At 43.9% G+C, this 16,953-nt stretch carries 16 protein-coding genes; 12 read left to right on the forward strand and 4 right to left on the reverse strand.

The genetic code is table 11. The annotated features are described in order from the left end of the window. Positions 1 to 28 precede the first annotated feature (28 nt). Positions 29 to 721 carry a RadC family protein gene (gene radC, locus IGI76_RS03110; RefSeq protein WP_333718974.1) on the forward strand — a complete coding sequence of 231 codons (693 nt, stop codon included), beginning with the start codon at positions 29 to 31 and terminating at the stop codon, positions 719 to 721. Between the two features lie 199 nt (positions 722 to 920). After that, the gene (locus IGI76_RS03115) at positions 921 to 1,121 is read left to right on the forward strand and encodes a cold-shock protein (RefSeq protein ID WP_005225155.1); all 201 of its coding nucleotides are present in this window, start codon (positions 921 to 923) and stop codon (positions 1,119 to 1,121) included. Between the two features lie 143 nt (positions 1,122 to 1,264). On the opposite strand, the gene rnjA is transcribed toward IGI76_RS03115, so the two are convergent. Both rnjA and IGI76_RS03125 read right to left on the reverse strand, forming a co-directional pair. Continuing rightward, positions 1,265 to 2,944, reverse strand: a complete 1,680-nt coding sequence (gene rnjA, locus IGI76_RS03120; RefSeq protein WP_201691384.1) for a ribonuclease J1 — start codon at positions 2,942 to 2,944, stop codon at positions 1,265 to 1,267. Position 2,945: 1 nt separating this feature from the next. After that, positions 2,946 to 3,158, reverse strand: a complete 213-nt coding sequence (locus IGI76_RS03125) for a DNA-directed RNA polymerase subunit epsilon (protein WP_005225157.1) — start codon at positions 3,156 to 3,158, stop codon at positions 2,946 to 2,948. A 401-nt stretch (positions 3,159 to 3,559) separates the two neighbouring features. On the opposite strand from IGI76_RS03125, the gene IGI76_RS03130 reads away from it, so the two are divergent. The 4 genes from IGI76_RS03130 to IGI76_RS03145 all read left to right on the forward strand — a co-directional run bounded on the left by IGI76_RS03130 (position 3,560) and on the right by IGI76_RS03145 (position 9,418). Continuing rightward, positions 3,560 to 5,293 carry an ABC transporter ATP-binding protein gene (locus IGI76_RS03130; RefSeq protein ID WP_086299150.1) on the forward strand — a complete coding sequence of 578 codons (1,734 nt, stop codon included), beginning with the start codon at positions 3,560 to 3,562 and terminating at the stop codon, positions 5,291 to 5,293. Then, positions 5,290 to 7,047, forward strand: a complete 1,758-nt coding sequence (locus tag IGI76_RS03135) for an ABC transporter ATP-binding protein (protein WP_005225159.1) — start codon at positions 5,290 to 5,292, stop codon at positions 7,045 to 7,047. Before IGI76_RS03130 ends, IGI76_RS03135 begins: the two co-directional genes overlap by 4 nt. 62 nt (positions 7,048 to 7,109) lie before the next feature. Continuing rightward, positions 7,110 to 7,703, forward strand: coding sequence for a gamma carbonic anhydrase family protein (locus IGI76_RS03140; RefSeq protein ID WP_236596256.1), 594 nt, complete (start codon positions 7,110 to 7,112; stop codon positions 7,701 to 7,703). 164 nt (positions 7,704 to 7,867) lie between these two features. Then, the gene (locus IGI76_RS03145) at positions 7,868 to 9,418 is read left to right on the forward strand and encodes an IS1182 family transposase (RefSeq protein WP_201705781.1); all 1,551 of its coding nucleotides are present in this window, start codon (positions 7,868 to 7,870) and stop codon (positions 9,416 to 9,418) included. Between the two features lie 122 nt (positions 9,419 to 9,540). Here IGI76_RS03145 and clpP read toward each other — a convergent pair whose 3' ends face one another. Then, positions 9,541 to 10,131 (reverse strand): ATP-dependent Clp endopeptidase proteolytic subunit ClpP, encoded by a 591-nt coding sequence (gene clpP, locus IGI76_RS03150; RefSeq protein ID WP_005225161.1) that lies wholly within the window; start codon positions 10,129 to 10,131, stop codon positions 9,541 to 9,543. 175 nt (positions 10,132 to 10,306) lie between these two features. Between clpP and IGI76_RS03155 the strand changes: the two genes are divergently transcribed. From IGI76_RS03155 to glnA, 6 genes are all read left to right on the forward strand, one after another. Then, positions 10,307 to 10,825, forward strand: coding sequence for a hypothetical protein (locus IGI76_RS03155; RefSeq protein ID WP_008377057.1), 519 nt, complete (start codon positions 10,307 to 10,309; stop codon positions 10,823 to 10,825). A 222-nt stretch (positions 10,826 to 11,047) separates the two neighbouring features. After that, a complete protein-coding gene (locus IGI76_RS03160; protein ID WP_016611940.1) occupies positions 11,048 to 11,797 on the forward strand; it encodes a glycerophosphodiester phosphodiesterase in 750 nt (249 codons plus the stop codon). Beyond that, a complete protein-coding gene (miaA, locus tag IGI76_RS03165) occupies positions 11,794 to 12,711 on the forward strand; it encodes a tRNA (adenosine(37)-N6)-dimethylallyltransferase MiaA (RefSeq protein WP_201691386.1) in 918 nt (305 codons plus the stop codon). Before IGI76_RS03160 ends, miaA begins: the two co-directional genes overlap by 4 nt. Further along, positions 12,708 to 13,952, forward strand: a complete 1,245-nt coding sequence (gene hflX / locus IGI76_RS03170; protein ID WP_201691388.1) for a GTPase HflX — start codon at positions 12,708 to 12,710, stop codon at positions 13,950 to 13,952. Before miaA ends, hflX begins: the two co-directional genes overlap by 4 nt. A 288-nt stretch (positions 13,953 to 14,240) precedes the next feature. Further along, positions 14,241 to 14,621 (forward strand): MerR family transcriptional regulator, encoded by a 381-nt coding sequence (locus IGI76_RS03175; RefSeq protein WP_005225166.1) that lies wholly within the window; start codon positions 14,241 to 14,243, stop codon positions 14,619 to 14,621. Between the two features lie 59 nt (positions 14,622 to 14,680). Then, complete coding sequence (gene glnA / locus IGI76_RS03180; RefSeq protein WP_005225167.1) at positions 14,681 to 16,021, forward strand: type I glutamate--ammonia ligase; 1,341 nt, start codon at positions 14,681 to 14,683, stop codon at positions 16,019 to 16,021. Positions 16,022 to 16,338: 317 nt separating this feature from the next. Here glnA and IGI76_RS03185 read toward each other — a convergent pair whose 3' ends face one another. Next, entirely contained in the window at positions 16,339 to 16,728 is a 390-nt protein-coding gene (locus IGI76_RS03185) for a YxeA family protein (RefSeq protein ID WP_060792935.1), read from the reverse strand. Positions 16,729 to 16,953 lie beyond the last annotated feature (225 nt).

Genomic DNA, 16,953 nt, shown 5'->3' on the forward strand with positions numbered 1-16,953 from the left:
TATTAGACCGACGCAAAGGAGTTTTTTTATGATCAATGAAACAGTGATTCCCCAAAGTTCGTTTCCCCGAGAGCGTTTAGTAGAATATGGAGTCGATGCCCTTTCGAATCAAGAATTATTGGCCATTTTGCTGCGAACTGGCTCACGTCCTCTGAATGTCCTCGAGTTAGCGGCCAATGTCTTGAATCGTTTTCAAGAATTGTATGAATTAAAGCAAGCGACGATTGATGAATTACAAGAAATTCGCGGCGTCGGACAAATCAAAGCCATCGAGATCAAAGCGATGGTTGAATTAGGTGTGCGAATCCAGCACTCCGCTCAACCAAAGTACGGTAAGGTCAACTCTAGTATGGCGATCGCCCATCAGTTGATCCAAGAGTTGAAGGATTGTCGTCAAGAGCATTTACTAGGGCTATATTTGAATACGAAAAATGAGATCATTCAGAAAAAAACGATCTTCATCGGATCGTTGAATCAGTCGATCGCTCACCCACGGGAGATTTTTCATTGGGCGGTACGCTACAGTGCCGCCCGAGTGATCGTCGTCCACAACCATCCCAGCGGCAGTCCCCAAGCCTCAGAGGCAGATCTGCTGTTTACACGCCGCTTGATCAAGTGCGGAGACTTGATGGGGATCGACATATTGGATCATTTGATCATTGGCGACAATGCCTATGTCAGTTTGCGAGAAGAGGGGCTGTGGCAACAGGAAGACGTGTGAAAATAAGCCGAGTTTGCGAACATTATTAAAAATAAAGGTGAATTGTCTAATCGTCTGTCTTGCAAAAAAATACGGGCAAGTGTAAAATATTATTGTAATTTTGTTTGCTGAATAGATGTTGAAACGCACGTTAGGCCTCTATCGCACAAAGGCAATGTTACACACAATTAAGTGCTTATGCACGAGGAGGTTTTTTTTAATGGAACAAGGTACAGTAAAATGGTTCAATGCTGAAAAAGGGTTTGGTTTTATCTCTCGCGAAGACGGTACAGACGTATTTGTACACTTTTCAGCGATCCAAGGTGAAGGATTCAAAACTTTAGAAGAAGGTCAAGCAGTAACTTTCGACGTGGAAGATTCTGATCGTGGACCTCAAGCAGTTAACGTAAACAAAGCGTAAGCTTTCAAACAAACTGCCAGTAAGAGCACTTTGAAATCAAAAACCCCAAAAGACCATCGATTCGATGGTCTTTTTTTGCTTTTTGCAACGGAAAGGAAAAAGGGCAGTTCCCAGTAACCTGAGAACTGCCCTTGCATGTATGACTATAAATCGTCCGGCGTCATGATCATTGAAAGGATCATTGGATGACGCTCGGTTTTTTCAAATAGGAATGGCTGTAAAGCCGATGACATCGCTTCTCTTAATTTGTGCTCTGTTGGGTCTGGTTGGTTCAAGACTTCTCGCAACGCACGGAAGAGAATTTGTTGGGCCTCGTTGATCATCTCGCCGGATTCCCGCATATAAACAAACCCACGAGAAAGGATATCTGGTCCAGCAAGAACTTCTTTCTTCGCCACATCGACTGTCGCTACCGCTAAGACGAGGCCTTCTTCTGAAAGAATACGACGATCTCGTAAGACGACATTCCCGATATCACCGATACCGCTGCCGTCGACATAAACATCATTGGCATTGAAATGACCAGCCAAGTGAGCGGTATCCGCTGTTAAGGCCAACATGTCACCATTTTCCATAATGAAACAATTTTCTTTTGGTACACCGACATCTTGTGCCAGCTGGGTGTGGATGTTCAGCATCCGAAATTCCCCGTGGACAGGCATAAAGAATTTTGGCTTCATTAGACGCAACATCAGTTTTTGTTCTTCTTGGCCACCGTGACCAGAAGTATGGATGTTGTTCAATTTGCCATGGATCACGTTTGCGCCAGCTTCCAACAACAAGTTGATCAGCTGATTGACACTCGTGGTATTTCCTGGGATCGGTGAGCTTGAGAAAATCACGGTATCATCTGGGTGAATTTGGATTTGACGGTGAGTCCCGTTGGCAATCCGACTCAAAGCAGCCATTGGCTCTCCTTGAGAACCCGTACAAAGGATCATGGTTTCGTTTGCAGGCAAACGATTGATCTCATGAGATTCCACAAAGGTTCCATCTGGCACCTTGATATAGCCAAGGCGCTGTCCGTTGACGATCGCATTTTCCATACTGCGTCCAAAAACGGCGATTTTACGTCCAGTCGCAACCGCCGCATCTGCAGCTTGTTGGAGACGGAAAATGTTGGAGGCAAAGCTGGCAAAAATGATCCGACCATCGATTTTTTCAAAAATCTTTTGGATCGAGCTGCCGATCGTTTTTTCTGATTTGGTAAAGGTCGGAATCTCTGCATTGGTACTATCGGAAAGGAGGCAAAGGACGCCTTCTTCACCAATTTTTGCCATTTTGTGCAAGTTTGCTGGTTCGCCCACAGGCGTAAAGTCAAACTTGAAATCGCCAGTTGCGACGATATTGCCAGAAGGCGTTTTGACAACAACACCTAAAGCATCAGGGATACTGTGAGTCGTTCGAAAGAAGCTGATGGATGTTTTACGGAAACGAATCACCGTATCTTCATTGATTTCGTGTAATTCCGCATCCCGCAATAAGCCATGCTCATCTAATTTGTTGGTGATCAAAGCAAGTGCCAATGGTCCCGCATAGATCGGGATATTGGCTTCCCGCAACAAGTAAGGGATTCCGCCAATATGGTCTTCGTGACCATGAGTGACGATCAAGCCTTTGACTTTCGGTAAATTTTGAACAATGTAGCTATAATCGGAAATGACATAGTCGATCCCAAGCAGTTCATCTTCGGGGAATTTGATTCCCGCGTCAATTAAGATGATCTCATCTTGGAATTGAACCCCATAACAGTTTTTTCCGATTTCGCCAAGTCCACCGACGCCGAATACGCCAGTCTCATTATTTTTCAGCGAAACTTTCATCTTAAAACTCCGCTAATTTGAAATCAGCGTTTTCTTTTTCGTAAGCTAAATGTTTTTCATCTAGTTCTTGAACGAACTCGATGTTGTATGGGGTATTTTGTTCAACCAGACGGCGTGCGATCACTGCATCGTCTGCTTCAATGTACAAAGAGTGGGTTTGTTCTCTCTTTGGGTTGCGGTCTTTTGTTTCTTGGTAATAAATTTTGTAAATCATATCTTTTCTCCTTTATCTGCTTTTCGCAGTAGTCTATTTGGTTGATGAATTCGCTGCATCACAAAATCGAGGTCCGAATAAAGTGACCTGAAAAGAAGGCTTCGAGAGCCGCTGCATGCTTTTTTCAGACAATCGTTGTGAGAAAAAAGAGAAAGCCTCGTCTTTGCTTTCCAAATGTCGTCATAAAAAATTCACCGGGTTTGTAAGTCGTTCCACTACAAGTATCCCTAGTTTATCACAGAAAAACGAATAAGTATAGAAACACGTCATTTTGAAAAGGCTTACTGAAAGAAAATGAAAGGACTATCGCTGAAGTTTGCTTTTTTTCGTTGAAAGTGCATTACAATAAGAATATTCCTATGCTATAGTAGAAGTAATGAAGTAAAAAAGGAGGGGATTTTTTGAAATTAATGTGGCACTACACGATGAGAAACAAGAAACTGCTGGTTTTTAATTTCATCTGTGTTTTTGGTTTTATTTTGATTGAATTAGGTTTGCCGACGTTATTGGCAAGAATGATCGACAAAGGGATCGCCGCTGGTGATCGCGACTACATATGGAAAATGGGTGCGGCGATGATCGCGATCACCATTGTGGGGATCACGATGAACATTTTGTTAGGCTATTTCACGTCACGTATCACCACTAACATTGTGGCAGATATTCGTGACGATCTTTTTGAAAAAGTCCAAGGCTATTCACATACCGAATATGAAAAAATCGGGGTTTCATCATTGATCACCCGTGTGACCAATGATGCGTATCAAATCATGCTGTTTATGCAAAGCATCTTACGGACAGGTTTAATGACACCCATGATGTTTGTGGTAAGCTTGTACATGGTCATGCGGACAAGTACACAACTAGGGTTGTATGTTTTGGGGGCATTGCCGATATTGCTGATGGCAGTCATCGCCATTGCCAAAATCTCGGAACCATTATCCACCAAGCAACAAGCCAATCTAGATAAAATCAATGGCATTTTGCGGGAAAATCTCTCTGGTTTACGAGTGATCCGTGCCTTCGTCAATGAAAAATTTGAAGAAAAACGCTTTGGCAAAGTCAACCAAGCCTATGCTTCTAGTTCTCGCAGCTTGTTTCGCTTGATGGCAACGGCACAACCAGGCTTTTTCTTCTTATTCAATATCGTGATGATTTTGATTATTTGGACGGGAAGTATTCAAATCGATCAAGGACAGCTGCAAGTCGGTGACTTGATTGCATTTATCGAATACATCTTCCATGCGCTGTTTTCTTTCATGCTGTTTGCGACTGTCTTTACGATGTATCCACGAGCGGCGGTTTCTGCTCGTCGAATCCAAGAAGCGTTAGATGCGACTTCTGAAATCAAAGAGCCAGAACAGCCAGTGACAGAAACTAAGACGAAAGGCTTCTTGGAATTCAAAAATGTTACCTTTGCTTATCCAGGACATGCTCAAAGTCCAGTAATCCGTAATGTTAGCTTTACCGCTTCACCAGGGGAAACCGTGGCGTTTATCGGTAGTACTGGAAGTGGAAAATCAACCTTGATCCAATTGATCCCACGTTTTTACGACGTCAGTGAAGGCCATGTCTTGGTGGATGGTGTTGACGTTCGGGATTACAGCTTAACGACGTTGCGCAACAAGATCGGGTTTATCCCTCAAAAAGCGTTGCTATTTACAGGGACGATCGCAGAAAACCTACGCTATGGCAAAGAAGATGCCACGCAAGCAGAGCTGGAACGAGCAGCCGAGATTGCGCAAGCGGCAGATTTCATTTCTCGCACACCAGATGGCTTTGATGCTCACTTGGCAGAAGGCGGAACCAACTTCTCTGGCGGACAAAAACAACGCCTAGCGATTGCCCGTGCGGTGATCCGCCAACCAGAGATCTATATTTTTGATGATAGTTTTTCTGCATTGGATTACCAAACGGATGCAAAATTGCGGGCACGTTTGAAAAAAGAAACCACAGAATCGACCGTTTTGATCGTTGCTCAACGGGTAGGAACGATCATGAATGCCGATAAGATCGTCGTCTTGAACGAAGGCGATGTGGTTGGCATCGGCACCCACAAAGAACTGCTGCAAACTTGTCCAGTATACTACGACATTGCGGCGTCACAATTATCAGAGGAGGAGTTGGCACAATGAAAGCAATCTCTTCTTTAAAACGGTTAGGTGCTTACATCAAACCGTACAAAGTACAATTTATCCTAGTCTTGCTGTTTACTGTTGCAACCGTCGGCTTCAATGCGGCAATGCCGTATGTTTCTGGATTGCCAACGACAGAGATCAGCCGCAACATCGCTGCAGGCGAAGGCGTTAATTTTGATTACGTGATCCTTTGCTTGATCTGGATCGCAGTCGTCGGTGTCGGTTACTGTTTCTCACAATTGATGTCAGGGCTGCTGATCACCAACGTTGTCCAATCTGCGATGCGAGATTTGCGGCAAGACATTGAAGAAAAAATCAATCGTTTGCCCGTTTCTTACTTCGACCGCAACCAACAAGGGAATATCCTGTCACGGGTGACCAATGACGTGGATGCCGTCAGTGGTGCAATGCAGCAAGCCTTGATCGGGATCGTCAATGCCTTCTTAGGAATCGTTATGGCGGTTTCCATGATGTTTTACATCAATACCTACATGGCGTTGGTTTCATTGATCATGATCCCAGCCTCCTTATTGATTTCTCGCACGATCGTCAAAAAGTCGCAAAAAGACTTCCAAGGCATGCAAAATGCGTTAGGGGATCTGAACGGCTACGTACAAGAAAACATGACTGGATTCAGTGTGTTGAAAGTGTATGGACGGGAAAAGCAAACACTTGAAGGGTTTAAAAACGTTAATCACCAGTTGCGCTATTACGGCTTTCGTTCTGCTTTTGTGTCAGGCTTGATGATGCCGCTGGTGCAAATGACCGCTTACTTTACCTATATCGCAATGGCAGTCATGGGGAGCTTTTATGTGATCAGCGGCGTGATCGTTGTTGGTCAGCTGCAAGCGTTCATTCAATACATTTGGCAAGTCAGTCAGCCAATGGGGAACATTACCCAGCTGTCTTCCGTCTTGCAAAGTGCCTCAGCAGCAGCAAAACGGGTCTTTGAAATCTTAGATGAGGAAGAAGAACCCGTCAATCAAACGGATATCCAATTGCCAGAACAAATCAGAGGCGACGTGACCTTTGAACATGTCGGCTTTGCCTATGATCCGAAAAAACCGTTGATCAAAGACTTGAACTTTGAAGTCAAAGCTGGACAAACCGTGGCGATCGTGGGACCAACAGGTGCTGGGAAAACCACCTTGATCAATTTGTTGATGCGTTTTTATGATGTCAATGAAGGGGCCATCAAGATCGACGGCATCGACACGAAGAAAATGGAACGTCATGATGTTCGGTCACTGTTTGGGATGGTCTTACAAGATGCATGGTTGTACGAAGGCACGATCGGCGACAACATTCGCTTTGGGAAATTAGATGCCACCGATTATGAAGTCGTTGATGCAGCGAAAACCGCCAACGTCGATCACTTCATTCGCACGATGCCAGACGGCTACGAAATGATCATCAATTCTGAAGGGGACAATGTCTCCTTGGGGCAAAAACAATTGTTGACCATCGCTCGGGCAGTCATCTCTGATCCGAAGATTTTGATTCTCGATGAAGCCACCAGTTCGGTGGATACCCGCTTAGAAGCGCTGATTCAAAAAGCAATGGATAAAGTGATGGAAGGTCGTACCAGCTTTGTGATCGCCCATCGTTTGTCAACGATTCGTGAAGCAGATCTGATCTTAGTGATGGATCAAGGGTCGATCATTGAAAAAGGCAATCACGAGACCTTGTTGGCAGCTGGCGGCTTTTATAGCCAACTGTACCAAAGTCAATTTTCAGAAGAAGCCGAGTAAACCCAAAAGAGCGTCCAGTCTGACTGGCGCTCTTTTTGCATTGTCGCAAGGGTGGTGCTATAGTGAAAAAAGAAAGCGCAGATCCGTTTATGGATTGGAAGGAGAAGTTGATGGACAAAGAACAATCAGGGAATGAAACCCACAAAACAGTTTCGCCCGCCTCGTTGCAAGGAACACCTTGTTTTGTGGCAAAAAATGCGACGATCGTAGGAAACGTGACTCTAGGAAAAGAGAGTACGGTCTGGTTTCAAGCAGTGATTCGAGGCGATGCCAATCGCATCGAAATCGGCGCGCGTACCAATATTCAAGATGGAACGATCATTCACGTTGATCACGATGCCCCGACGATCGTGGAAGACGATGTGACTGTTGGACATCAGTGTATGCTTCATGGCTGTACCATCAAAAAAGGGGCGCTGATCGGCATGAGCTCGATTGTTTTGAATCATGCAGTGATCGGTGAAAATAGTTTGTTGGGTGCTGGTTCGTTAGTAACGGAAGGAACCGTCATTCCGCCCAATGTGTTGGCGTTTGGTCGTCCTGCACGAGTGATCCGCCCGTTGACAGAGGAAGAAATCGCCAAAAATCAGGCAAACATCATGCATTACGTGGAAAATGGGTATGCTTACCAACAGGGGGGATATGGTGAAGTCTGACGCCGAATCCAAAGACGAAAAAGGGACTGTGACATAAGTCCATAGAAGAAAACCGCAAGAAATGACGATAAATCGTTCATTTCTTGCGGTTTTTTGGGTGAAATAAAAAGGAGCACCGGTTGCCGCCAATGCCCCATCATTTAATCCTGAAAGGACTAAACAAAATGTATACTAATTATAACATGAATCAACTCACTTTGGATCTATCTACTTCATTTTCTCCAAAAGAAAATCATGTCGCCGTTTTTATCCATGAACTGGTCGAAGCGCTTCAGATTAATGACCCCTATCTTTTTGGTCGACCAAGAGAATATGATTTAGGTGCCATGTTGAAGTTGGTTCTTTTTGCGTATACGCGAGAAACCTTTACAAGTCGCAAGATTGAACGCTTAGCTGAAGAAAACCTATATGCTCGCTGGTTGACGCAAGAACGGGTTCCAACTTATCGAACGATCGCCCGTTTTTGTGTATCTAACGATGTGCAGGAGTTGACCAATAAAGGCTTAGATCAGTTGACAGAGTATCTGCGTGCACGGAATCTGATTGATGATGCGTTGTTTATTGACGGTACAAAAATCTTGGCAGATGCGAATAAGTACAGCTTTGTCTGGAAGAAAAACACGATCCGATTCGATCAAATGAATCGCGAAAAACTGCTTACTATGATGACGGAACTAAGAGAAGCGTATGCCCTGAAACAGATTCCCGAAGAGACGACCTTGAAAGTAGACATGATAGATGAACTGTTAACACGGATGGAACTACGTCTGGAAGAACTAGAAAAAGAAGTTGAGGCAACGAAACGTCTTTCGCCAAATCCAGCGAAACAACAACGGCGAACGTTGAAAAGCCAAGTACGCAAATTAAATACAAAACGAGAAAAACTTCTGGAACATCAAACGCAGTTTTCTACTTATGGGACAAGAAACAGTTATTCAAAAACTGATCATGATGCGACATTCATGCGCGTAAAAGAAGACCCTATGAAAAATGGCCAACTTAAGCCTGCGTATAACCTGCAGATCGCTACTTGTAATCAATTTGTACTCGGCTACGATGTCTTTCAAAACCCAACAGACACTAAGACGCTGAAACCATTACTGGAAAAGATGAAGATTGCACAAAAGTCCCCTCATTATTTGGTCGCCGATGCAGGCTATGGTTCAGAAAGCAATTACCGCTATATAGAAGATGAACTTCCCCAGCATACTGCACTGATTCCTTATGGAACGATGTTTAAAGAACAAAGCAAGAAATGGCAGACAGATGATCGGAAAGTAATGAATTGGGATTATGAGCCTAAGGAGGACTTTTACATCGACCCCAAAGGGGTACGATTCAATTTTCATGCTTACCGTCAACGAACAGATGCGGATGGCTTTGTCCGAGATTTTAAAGAATACCAAGCAGAAAAAACGGATGCGAACCAAGCGCTCATTCCGGAAGCCTTAACCCCAAAGGGGAATCGCAGAAAGATCACTGTAAATCCGTCTTGGGAATACCATAAAGAAAAACAAAAAGAGCGCTTATCAACGCCTGAAATTCAAAAAATATATGGTCGGAGAAAGATCGACGTGGAAACAGTCTTCGGATTTATGAAGGCTTGTTTGGGTTTCACTCGATACACGGTTCGGGGCTTAGAAAAAGTCAGAAAACAGACGGGTTTACTCATTACGGCAATCAATATGATGAAATTGACAAAAATAGGTACTTGAACTACCCAAAATGAATAAAAAAAACAAGGAGCACTCGAAAAATCACATGATTTTCGAGTGCTCCTTATATTTTGGAGAGCGTAACTAGTTAACTTATGTCACGCCCCCTTTTTTATGCAAGCTTATTTCAATTTGTTTGATTCCATGATCTCGTCGATCAAGCCGTAATCTTTGGCTTCTTGTGCGGTCATGAAGTTGTCGCGATCGGTGTCGCGTTCAATCACTTCGATTGGTTGACCAGTACGTTCTGACAAGATTTTGTTCAGACGTTCGCGGGTTGCCAAAATGTGGCGGGCAGCAATTTCGATTTCAGTTGCTTGACCTTGGGCGCCACCTAATGGTTGGTGGATCATGATCTCTGCATTTGGTAACGCAAAGCGTTTGCCTTTTTCACCAGCGGTCAATAAGAATGAACCCATAGAAGCAGCCATCCCCATAACGATGGTTTGAACATCGGCTTTGATAAAGTTCATCGTATCAAAGATCGCTAGACCAGCAGTAACGCTTCCGCCAGGCGAGTTGATGTACAAGTAGATGTCTTTTTCAGAATCTTGCGCGTCCAAGAATAAAAGCTGAGCAATGATTGAGTTTGCTAAGTCATCGGTTACTTGACCACTCAACATAATGATCCGGTCTTTTAATAGACGAGAATAGATGTCATACGCTCTTTCACCGCGAGATGATTGTTCAATGACTGTAGGAATTAAATTCATAGTGATAGTCCTCCTAAAAATCGTTATAGATATAGTTTAGCATAAAGTTTTCGCAATATCTAAGAGATAGTATACCGATTAGGTCAAGAAAGGTCAAATAAAAAGTTCGTTATCTTTTTTGCGAAACTTTCAAATATGATACAATATGAAAAAAGGAATGAGGAAGGATCGAAGAATGGCAGTAGCAATAGCAGGTTTGATCGGCGTCTTAGTGGGCGCATTGTTAGTAACCATCATTTTTAATTTACGCATTCGGTATGAGGAACAAAAAGAAAAACAACGCCGTTTGTTGGAGCATAAAGTCAAAGAAATCGAAACGTTGGTTTTATTGAATCAAAAAATCAGTGAGATTCTACAAAAACGGGTCATGCTGATGGATGAGTATGTCAGCTTTGATGCCTTTGACGACTGTTATATCACCATCGATGATTTTGCCTATCTACAATCTTTTGCAGCGCAAAACAGTTTTTATCTACCGAATTTTTTCTTGGAAGAATTTTTCAAAAAAATCGGGACACGTCGGGTGATTTTGTCGCCAGAGGAAACCGTTAAGATCGGTGGTTATACGTATAAAGGCGGTCGGATCATTATGGAAAATTTCCTTGATCAATTGGTTGAAATGGTCAATGAGCGTAAAAACCAAATGAAAAACATGACGAGCGAACCGTTGACCTATTTTTCAAAAACGATTTGATTCTTTTGGTCAGTCGGTCGCCTTGGTTAAGGTAACCAAACCAGAGTATCGACGATTGCACTTTTTCAACTGATCACACACACTCTTACTGCGATCATAGTAAGAGTGTTTTTCTTTGACCGAAACAAAGCGCTGTCCCCTTTAAAAGGATCAAAACAAACAGAGGCTTTTTGGTTCTAGCAGATTCCATGGTAAAATAAAGAGTGAGAATGGAGTGAAAGAATGATGGTACAAATCGTTGCCCACCGCGGGAGTAGCGGCAACCGACCTGAAAACACGCTACCGGCATTCGCGGAAGCGGTGCGGGTCAAAGCTGATATCATTGAGTTAGATGTACATCTATCAAAAGATGGCGGCTTGATCGTCATGCATGATGAAACGGTTGATCGAACGACCAACGGCAAAGGTCGGATCTGTGACCTGACGGTTGCTGAACTAAAAGAACTCAATGCCGGCAGCTGGTTTTCTGAGGAATTCCAAGCCGCCAAAGTACCCACGCTAAAAGAAGTGTTGGATTTACTTGCAGCGAAGAATTATCGTGGCATTTTGACGATCGAATTAAAAACCGATCATTATGAGTATGAAGGAATCGAAGCCAAAGTATCCGACTTATTGAATAGCCAAGAATGGCCTTTTACTCATTGGTATTGTTCCTTTAATATCGAGACTTTGGATCGGATGCATGCGATCGAACCGGATGCGATCCTTGATTTTATTATGGGACGCGGGGAAGACAAACCACCGTTGGCGCTCAGCCGACCGTATATCGAAGGAATTCATCCGGCCTATCGCTGGGTTCAAGAGACAGCAACGGTCTTGACTGATTTTCCGATTGCGATCCGTCCGTGGACTGTCAATGAAGAAGCGGCGATTCGCACCTGCTTGGCTTTGGGGTTGACCGGGATCATCACCGATTTTCCAGAAAACGCTCGGGCAATTGTGCAGCAGGTCCGCGAGGAAACAAAAGGATGAAAAAAGTCTTAGTGATCGTGGGACCGACCGCAGTCGGTAAAACCGCCTTGAGTATCCAGTTAGCCCAAAAATACCATGGGGAGATCATCAGCGGGGATTCCATGCAAATTTATCGACAATTAGATATCGGTACCGCCAAAGTGACGAAGGAAGAAATGGCAGGGATTCCTCATCATTTGATCGATATTCGTGCAATGACGGAAACGTATTCTGCGGCTGATTTCCAGCAAATGGGGCGTGAGGCCATTGAGACGATCCAGCAGCAAGGAAAACTGCCGATCATTGTGGGGGGGACAGGGCTATACATCCAAGCGCTTTTGTATGACTTTCGTTTAGGGGCAGAAGAAGGCGACCCAACGATTCGTCAGCGCTATGAACAAGAAGCAGCAGCCATCGGCAAAGAAGCTCTATGGCAAAAGCTGCAGGCGGTCGATCCCTTGGCAGCAGCGAAGATCCACTACAACAATGAGCGGAAAGTGATTCGTGCGTTGGAGGTTTTTGAAACGACTGGCGAAAGTATTGCTGCACCAAAAGAAACACCGCAAGTTTTGTACGATTTCTTCATGATCGGTTTAACCACTGAGCGAGAATTGTTATACCAGCGAATCAATCAGCGAGTGGACTTAATGATGGATCAAGGCTTGATCGAAGAAGCAAAAGCTGTTTTGCAGTATCCAGAAACGCAAGCCGCCAAAGGGATCGGCTACAAGGAATTTTTGCCCTTTTTTCACGGGCAGGCCACATTGGATGAAACCATTGAGCAAATCAAGCAAAACTCACGCCGCTACGCCAAGCGGCAGCTGACGTGGTTCAATAACCGAGCACAGCCCCGATGGATTGATTTAGTGAGACAACCTGAAGAACAACGTACCCTTGAAACAGAAATCAACCAATGGTTGGAGGAGAAAAGATGAGCCAAGAACGTGTGATTCTTGTCGGAGTAGAAACGGAGAAAAACTATCTTCATTTTGATTCGTCAATGAAAGAATTGAAAAGCTTAACAAAAACCGCCAATGGCGAAGTTGTTTTTTCACTGGTGCAAAAACGGCAGCAAGTCGATCGACAAACCGTGATCGGCAAGGGGAAAGTTGCGGAATTGCAGCAGTTGGCAGAAGCACATGAAGCAGATCTAGTGATCTTCAATCATGAACTGACACCAAGGCAAAGCCAGTTGATCGGTGATGCGCTAGAAGTGCCAGTGATTGATCGCGTCCAGCTGATCCTCGATATTTTTGCGATGCGTGCCCGTTCCAAAGAAGGAAAGCTACAAGTAGAATTGGCGCAGCTGGATTATTTGCTTCCACGCTTGATAGGGCAAGGAAAGAACATGTCTCGGCTAGGGGGCGGAATCGGAACGAGAGGGCCAGGGGAAACCAAGCTGGAGACCGATCGTCGACACATCCGCAACCGCATCACCATCATCAAACGGGAATTGAAGGAAGTGGCCGCCCATCGAGACCGGACACGCCAAAAGCGCAAAGACAGCCAAGTCTTTCAAATGGGCTTGATTGGCTATACCAATGCCGGAAAATCAACTATTTTAAATATTTTAACCAGTGCGGATACCTATGAACAAGACCAGCTGTTCGCAACACTCGATCCTTTGACGAAACGCTGGCGGATGCCGGAAGGATTTGAAGTCACCATTACCGATACGGTTGGTTTTATCCAAGAATTGCCGACCCAATTGATCGATGCGTTTCATTCCACACTGGAGGAAAGTCAAAACATGGACTTCTTGCTGCATGTCGTCGATGCCAGTTCCGAAGAACGGGTCCAGCAAGAGGAGACGGTCTTAAAATTAATGGAGGAACTTTCTTTGACCCAATTACCGATGTTGACGGTCTATAATAAGGCGGATCGCATCGACGCCGATCAGTTTGTCCCAACGCTCTTTCCCAACGTCTTGATTTCGGCAAAGAGTACCAAAGGCAAAGAACGCTTGACTCAGGCAATCAAAATGGAGTTGATGCAGATCATGCAGCCTTATCATCTGGTTCTGCAAGCCGATGAAGGCAATGCGCTGAATCCTTTAAAACGGGAGTCACTAGTTTTGAGCAATGCCTTCGATGAAGCAACACAGACCTATCATATCAAAGGATTTGCGCTTGAGGATACCTATCCACTACGCAGAATGGCGCAAGAACAGGAATAAGCAGAAACGGTGCAACCGATGCACCGTTTTTTTGTCGTGACAAAATTATGAAGTATAAGTGGTTTGGCTTGCTTTGAACGCAAAAACCGAACATTTTTGGCTAAAGCACCATTTCTTCCATAAAAACAACTGCTTGAACATACGATCAAATCAAGGACCTAATGAAAAAATCAAAAAAATTTGCATTCATGTCACTTTTTCTAACATGAGGGGTTGACACGCAAAAAAAGAATTGGTATAGTTTCCATAAAGTTACGCAGCATCATTGAAACGGAGGGGAGCCAAGTTATGCGGGAAAAAGAATTGCGGCGCTCAATGTCAGTCTTTCCTATCGGAACAGTCATGAAATTGACCGATCTCACCGCCCGTCAAATTCGTTATTACGAAGAACAAGAATTGATCCACCCGGAACGCAGCGATGGCAATCGACGCATGTATTCGCTGAATGATATTGATACCTTGCTAGAGATCAAAGACTATCTTTCCGATGGACTGAACATGGCTGGGATCAAACGAGTTTATGAAATGAAAGTTGCCAAAGAAAAAGAAGCGAAGAACAAACCGCCGCTGACCGATGAAGATGTTCGTCGAATTTTTTATGATGAACTCTTGGCTCAAGGTGGATTGAATCAACAACAGCCATACCAGCAAAAAGGTCCACGAATGTAGAACATTTGTAGATCATTGCTGTGATATAAAAAAAGAATTGGGAAAAAGGAAGGGATACTATGCCAAAATTTGAAAGAACTGCCGAAGACATCAAACAAATCGTAAAGGATGAGAACGTGCGCTTTTTACGCTTGATGTTTACTGATATTTTAGGAACAAACAAGAACGTTGAAGTACCTGTAAGTCAATTAGATAAAGTACTGGAAAACAAAATGATGTTTGACGGTTCTTCTATTGAAGGATTTGTCCGTATTGAAGAAAGTGACATGTATCTGTATCCTGATTTGTCGACATGGATGATCTTCCCTTGGGAAAGTGAACATGGCAAAGTGGCTCGTTTGATCTGTGATATCTACAATCCAGATGGCACCCCATTTGCAGGCGACCCTCGTGGCAACTTAAAACGGGCATTAGCTGACATGCAATCCCTTGGCTTTACTTCTTTCAATCTTGGACCAGAACCCGAATTTTTCCTATTCAAATTAGATGAAGCAGGCGAAATCACAACGGAATTAAACGACAAAGGCGGCTACTTCGATTTTGCCCCAACCGATCTAGGGGAAAACTGCCGTCGCGATATCGTATTAGAATTAGAAAGCCTTGGCTTTGAAGTTGAAGCGTCTCACCATGAGGTAGCACCAGGGCAACACGAGATCGATTTTAAATATGCGGATGCAGTGGAAGCATGTGACAACATCCAAACCTTCAAGCTTGTCGTGAAAACTATTGCTCGTAAACACGGCTTGCATGCAACCTTCATGCCAAAACCATTATTCGGCATCAACGGTTCAGGCATGCACTGCAACATGTCCTTGTTCAAAGGCGATGAAAATGTCTTCTTTGATGAAGAAGGGCCAATGCAATTAAGCCAAACAGCGTATCACTTCTTAGGCGGTTTGATTGAACACGCCCGTGCTTACACAGCTGTCTGCAACCCAACCGTCAACTCTTACAAACGCTTAGTGCCAGGTTACGAAGCGCCTGTATACGTGGCATGGTCAGGACGCAACCGTTCACCATTGATTCGGGTACCAGAATCAAGAGGCTTGTCAACGCGTTTGGAATTGCGTTCGGTCGACCCATCAGCCAACCCATACTTAGCAATGGCTGTTTTACTGCAAGCAGGACTTGATGGCGTTAGACGTGAGTTGACACCACCACCAGCTGTCGACCGCAACATCTACATCATGAACGAAACAGAACGTGCAGAAGCACAAATCGAAGATCTGCCATCAACGATCCACAATGCCATCAAAGCATTGCGCAAAGATCAAGTGATGATCGATGCTTTAGGCAAACACATCTATGCCAACTTTGTCGAAGCAAAACGATTAGAATGGGCAGCCTTCCGCCAAACAGTCTCCGAGTGGGAAAGAGAACAATACTTGGAACTCTATTAAAATCGCAAAAAAAGCCGCTAGAGATAAACAATCTAGCGGTTTTTTTATGATGGCACCAGCTTGTATCCTCTTGATTCTGGTTTTTATTTATTTCCGATCATCAATAGCTGCTTGATCAAAGTTTGAGAAAAAAACCATTGCGAAGCTAGAGCGGTTCTGTCTATAAGAAGTGTAACTCTTGACCATTGGGAAAAATCAAAAAATACCAGTCGGGCGAGGACTGGTAAGAGGAAGAAAAATAGTTTTGGTATAAAACTAGCATAGTCGGTCAAAGTAAAATGAACCTTAAAAAGTAGAAAGTTTCTTGTAAGAAGTCCTTATTCGTCAAAGGTTTCCAGCTCAGATAGTATTTTTGCGGGGACTTCTGATTGAGGGACTTCATTGGGACCAGAAATGATGCGGGTCTTACTGATTTCTGCTTTGACTAAAGTATTTGGAGCCAATGGTTTTACATTTTCGCCCGTCAGGTCATAGGTCATGAGTTCTTTTTCACCATTTTTCTTTACGAATTCAAAGGTGTATTTGTAGGTAAAAGAGCCATCTATTTTTTCACCAGAATCGCTGTAGGTTTGTGTCTTTTCAGGGACTTTGTTGGGCGTGATAGCATAAGCCGTGATGCCGCGATACGTTGTTGCATAGTACGTGTAGCCGAAATAGCCGGCTACGACAATAATCAAAACGCCAAGCGTTACTAGTAGTTTTTTCATGGGTGTCATTCCTTTCCATTACTAGCATCACTATAGCATGTGGCCACTAAAAGCACTCATCGAAAGGGATAACAATATTGTAAGTTTAGCATTTTTGAATAAAAATCCTGTAACTTTCTGTTTAACAATTGTGATAATGAAAAATATTTCTGAAACCTTCCTGCAATATTGTAATGTTATTCTCTTACTTGTGCCCGATAGCGGGACAAATAATCAAAAGAGAGG

This window comes from Enterococcus sp. DIV2449a (assembly GCF_051711225.1).
GTDB lineage: Bacteria > Bacillota > Bacilli > Lactobacillales > Enterococcaceae > Enterococcus_D > Enterococcus_D casseliflavus.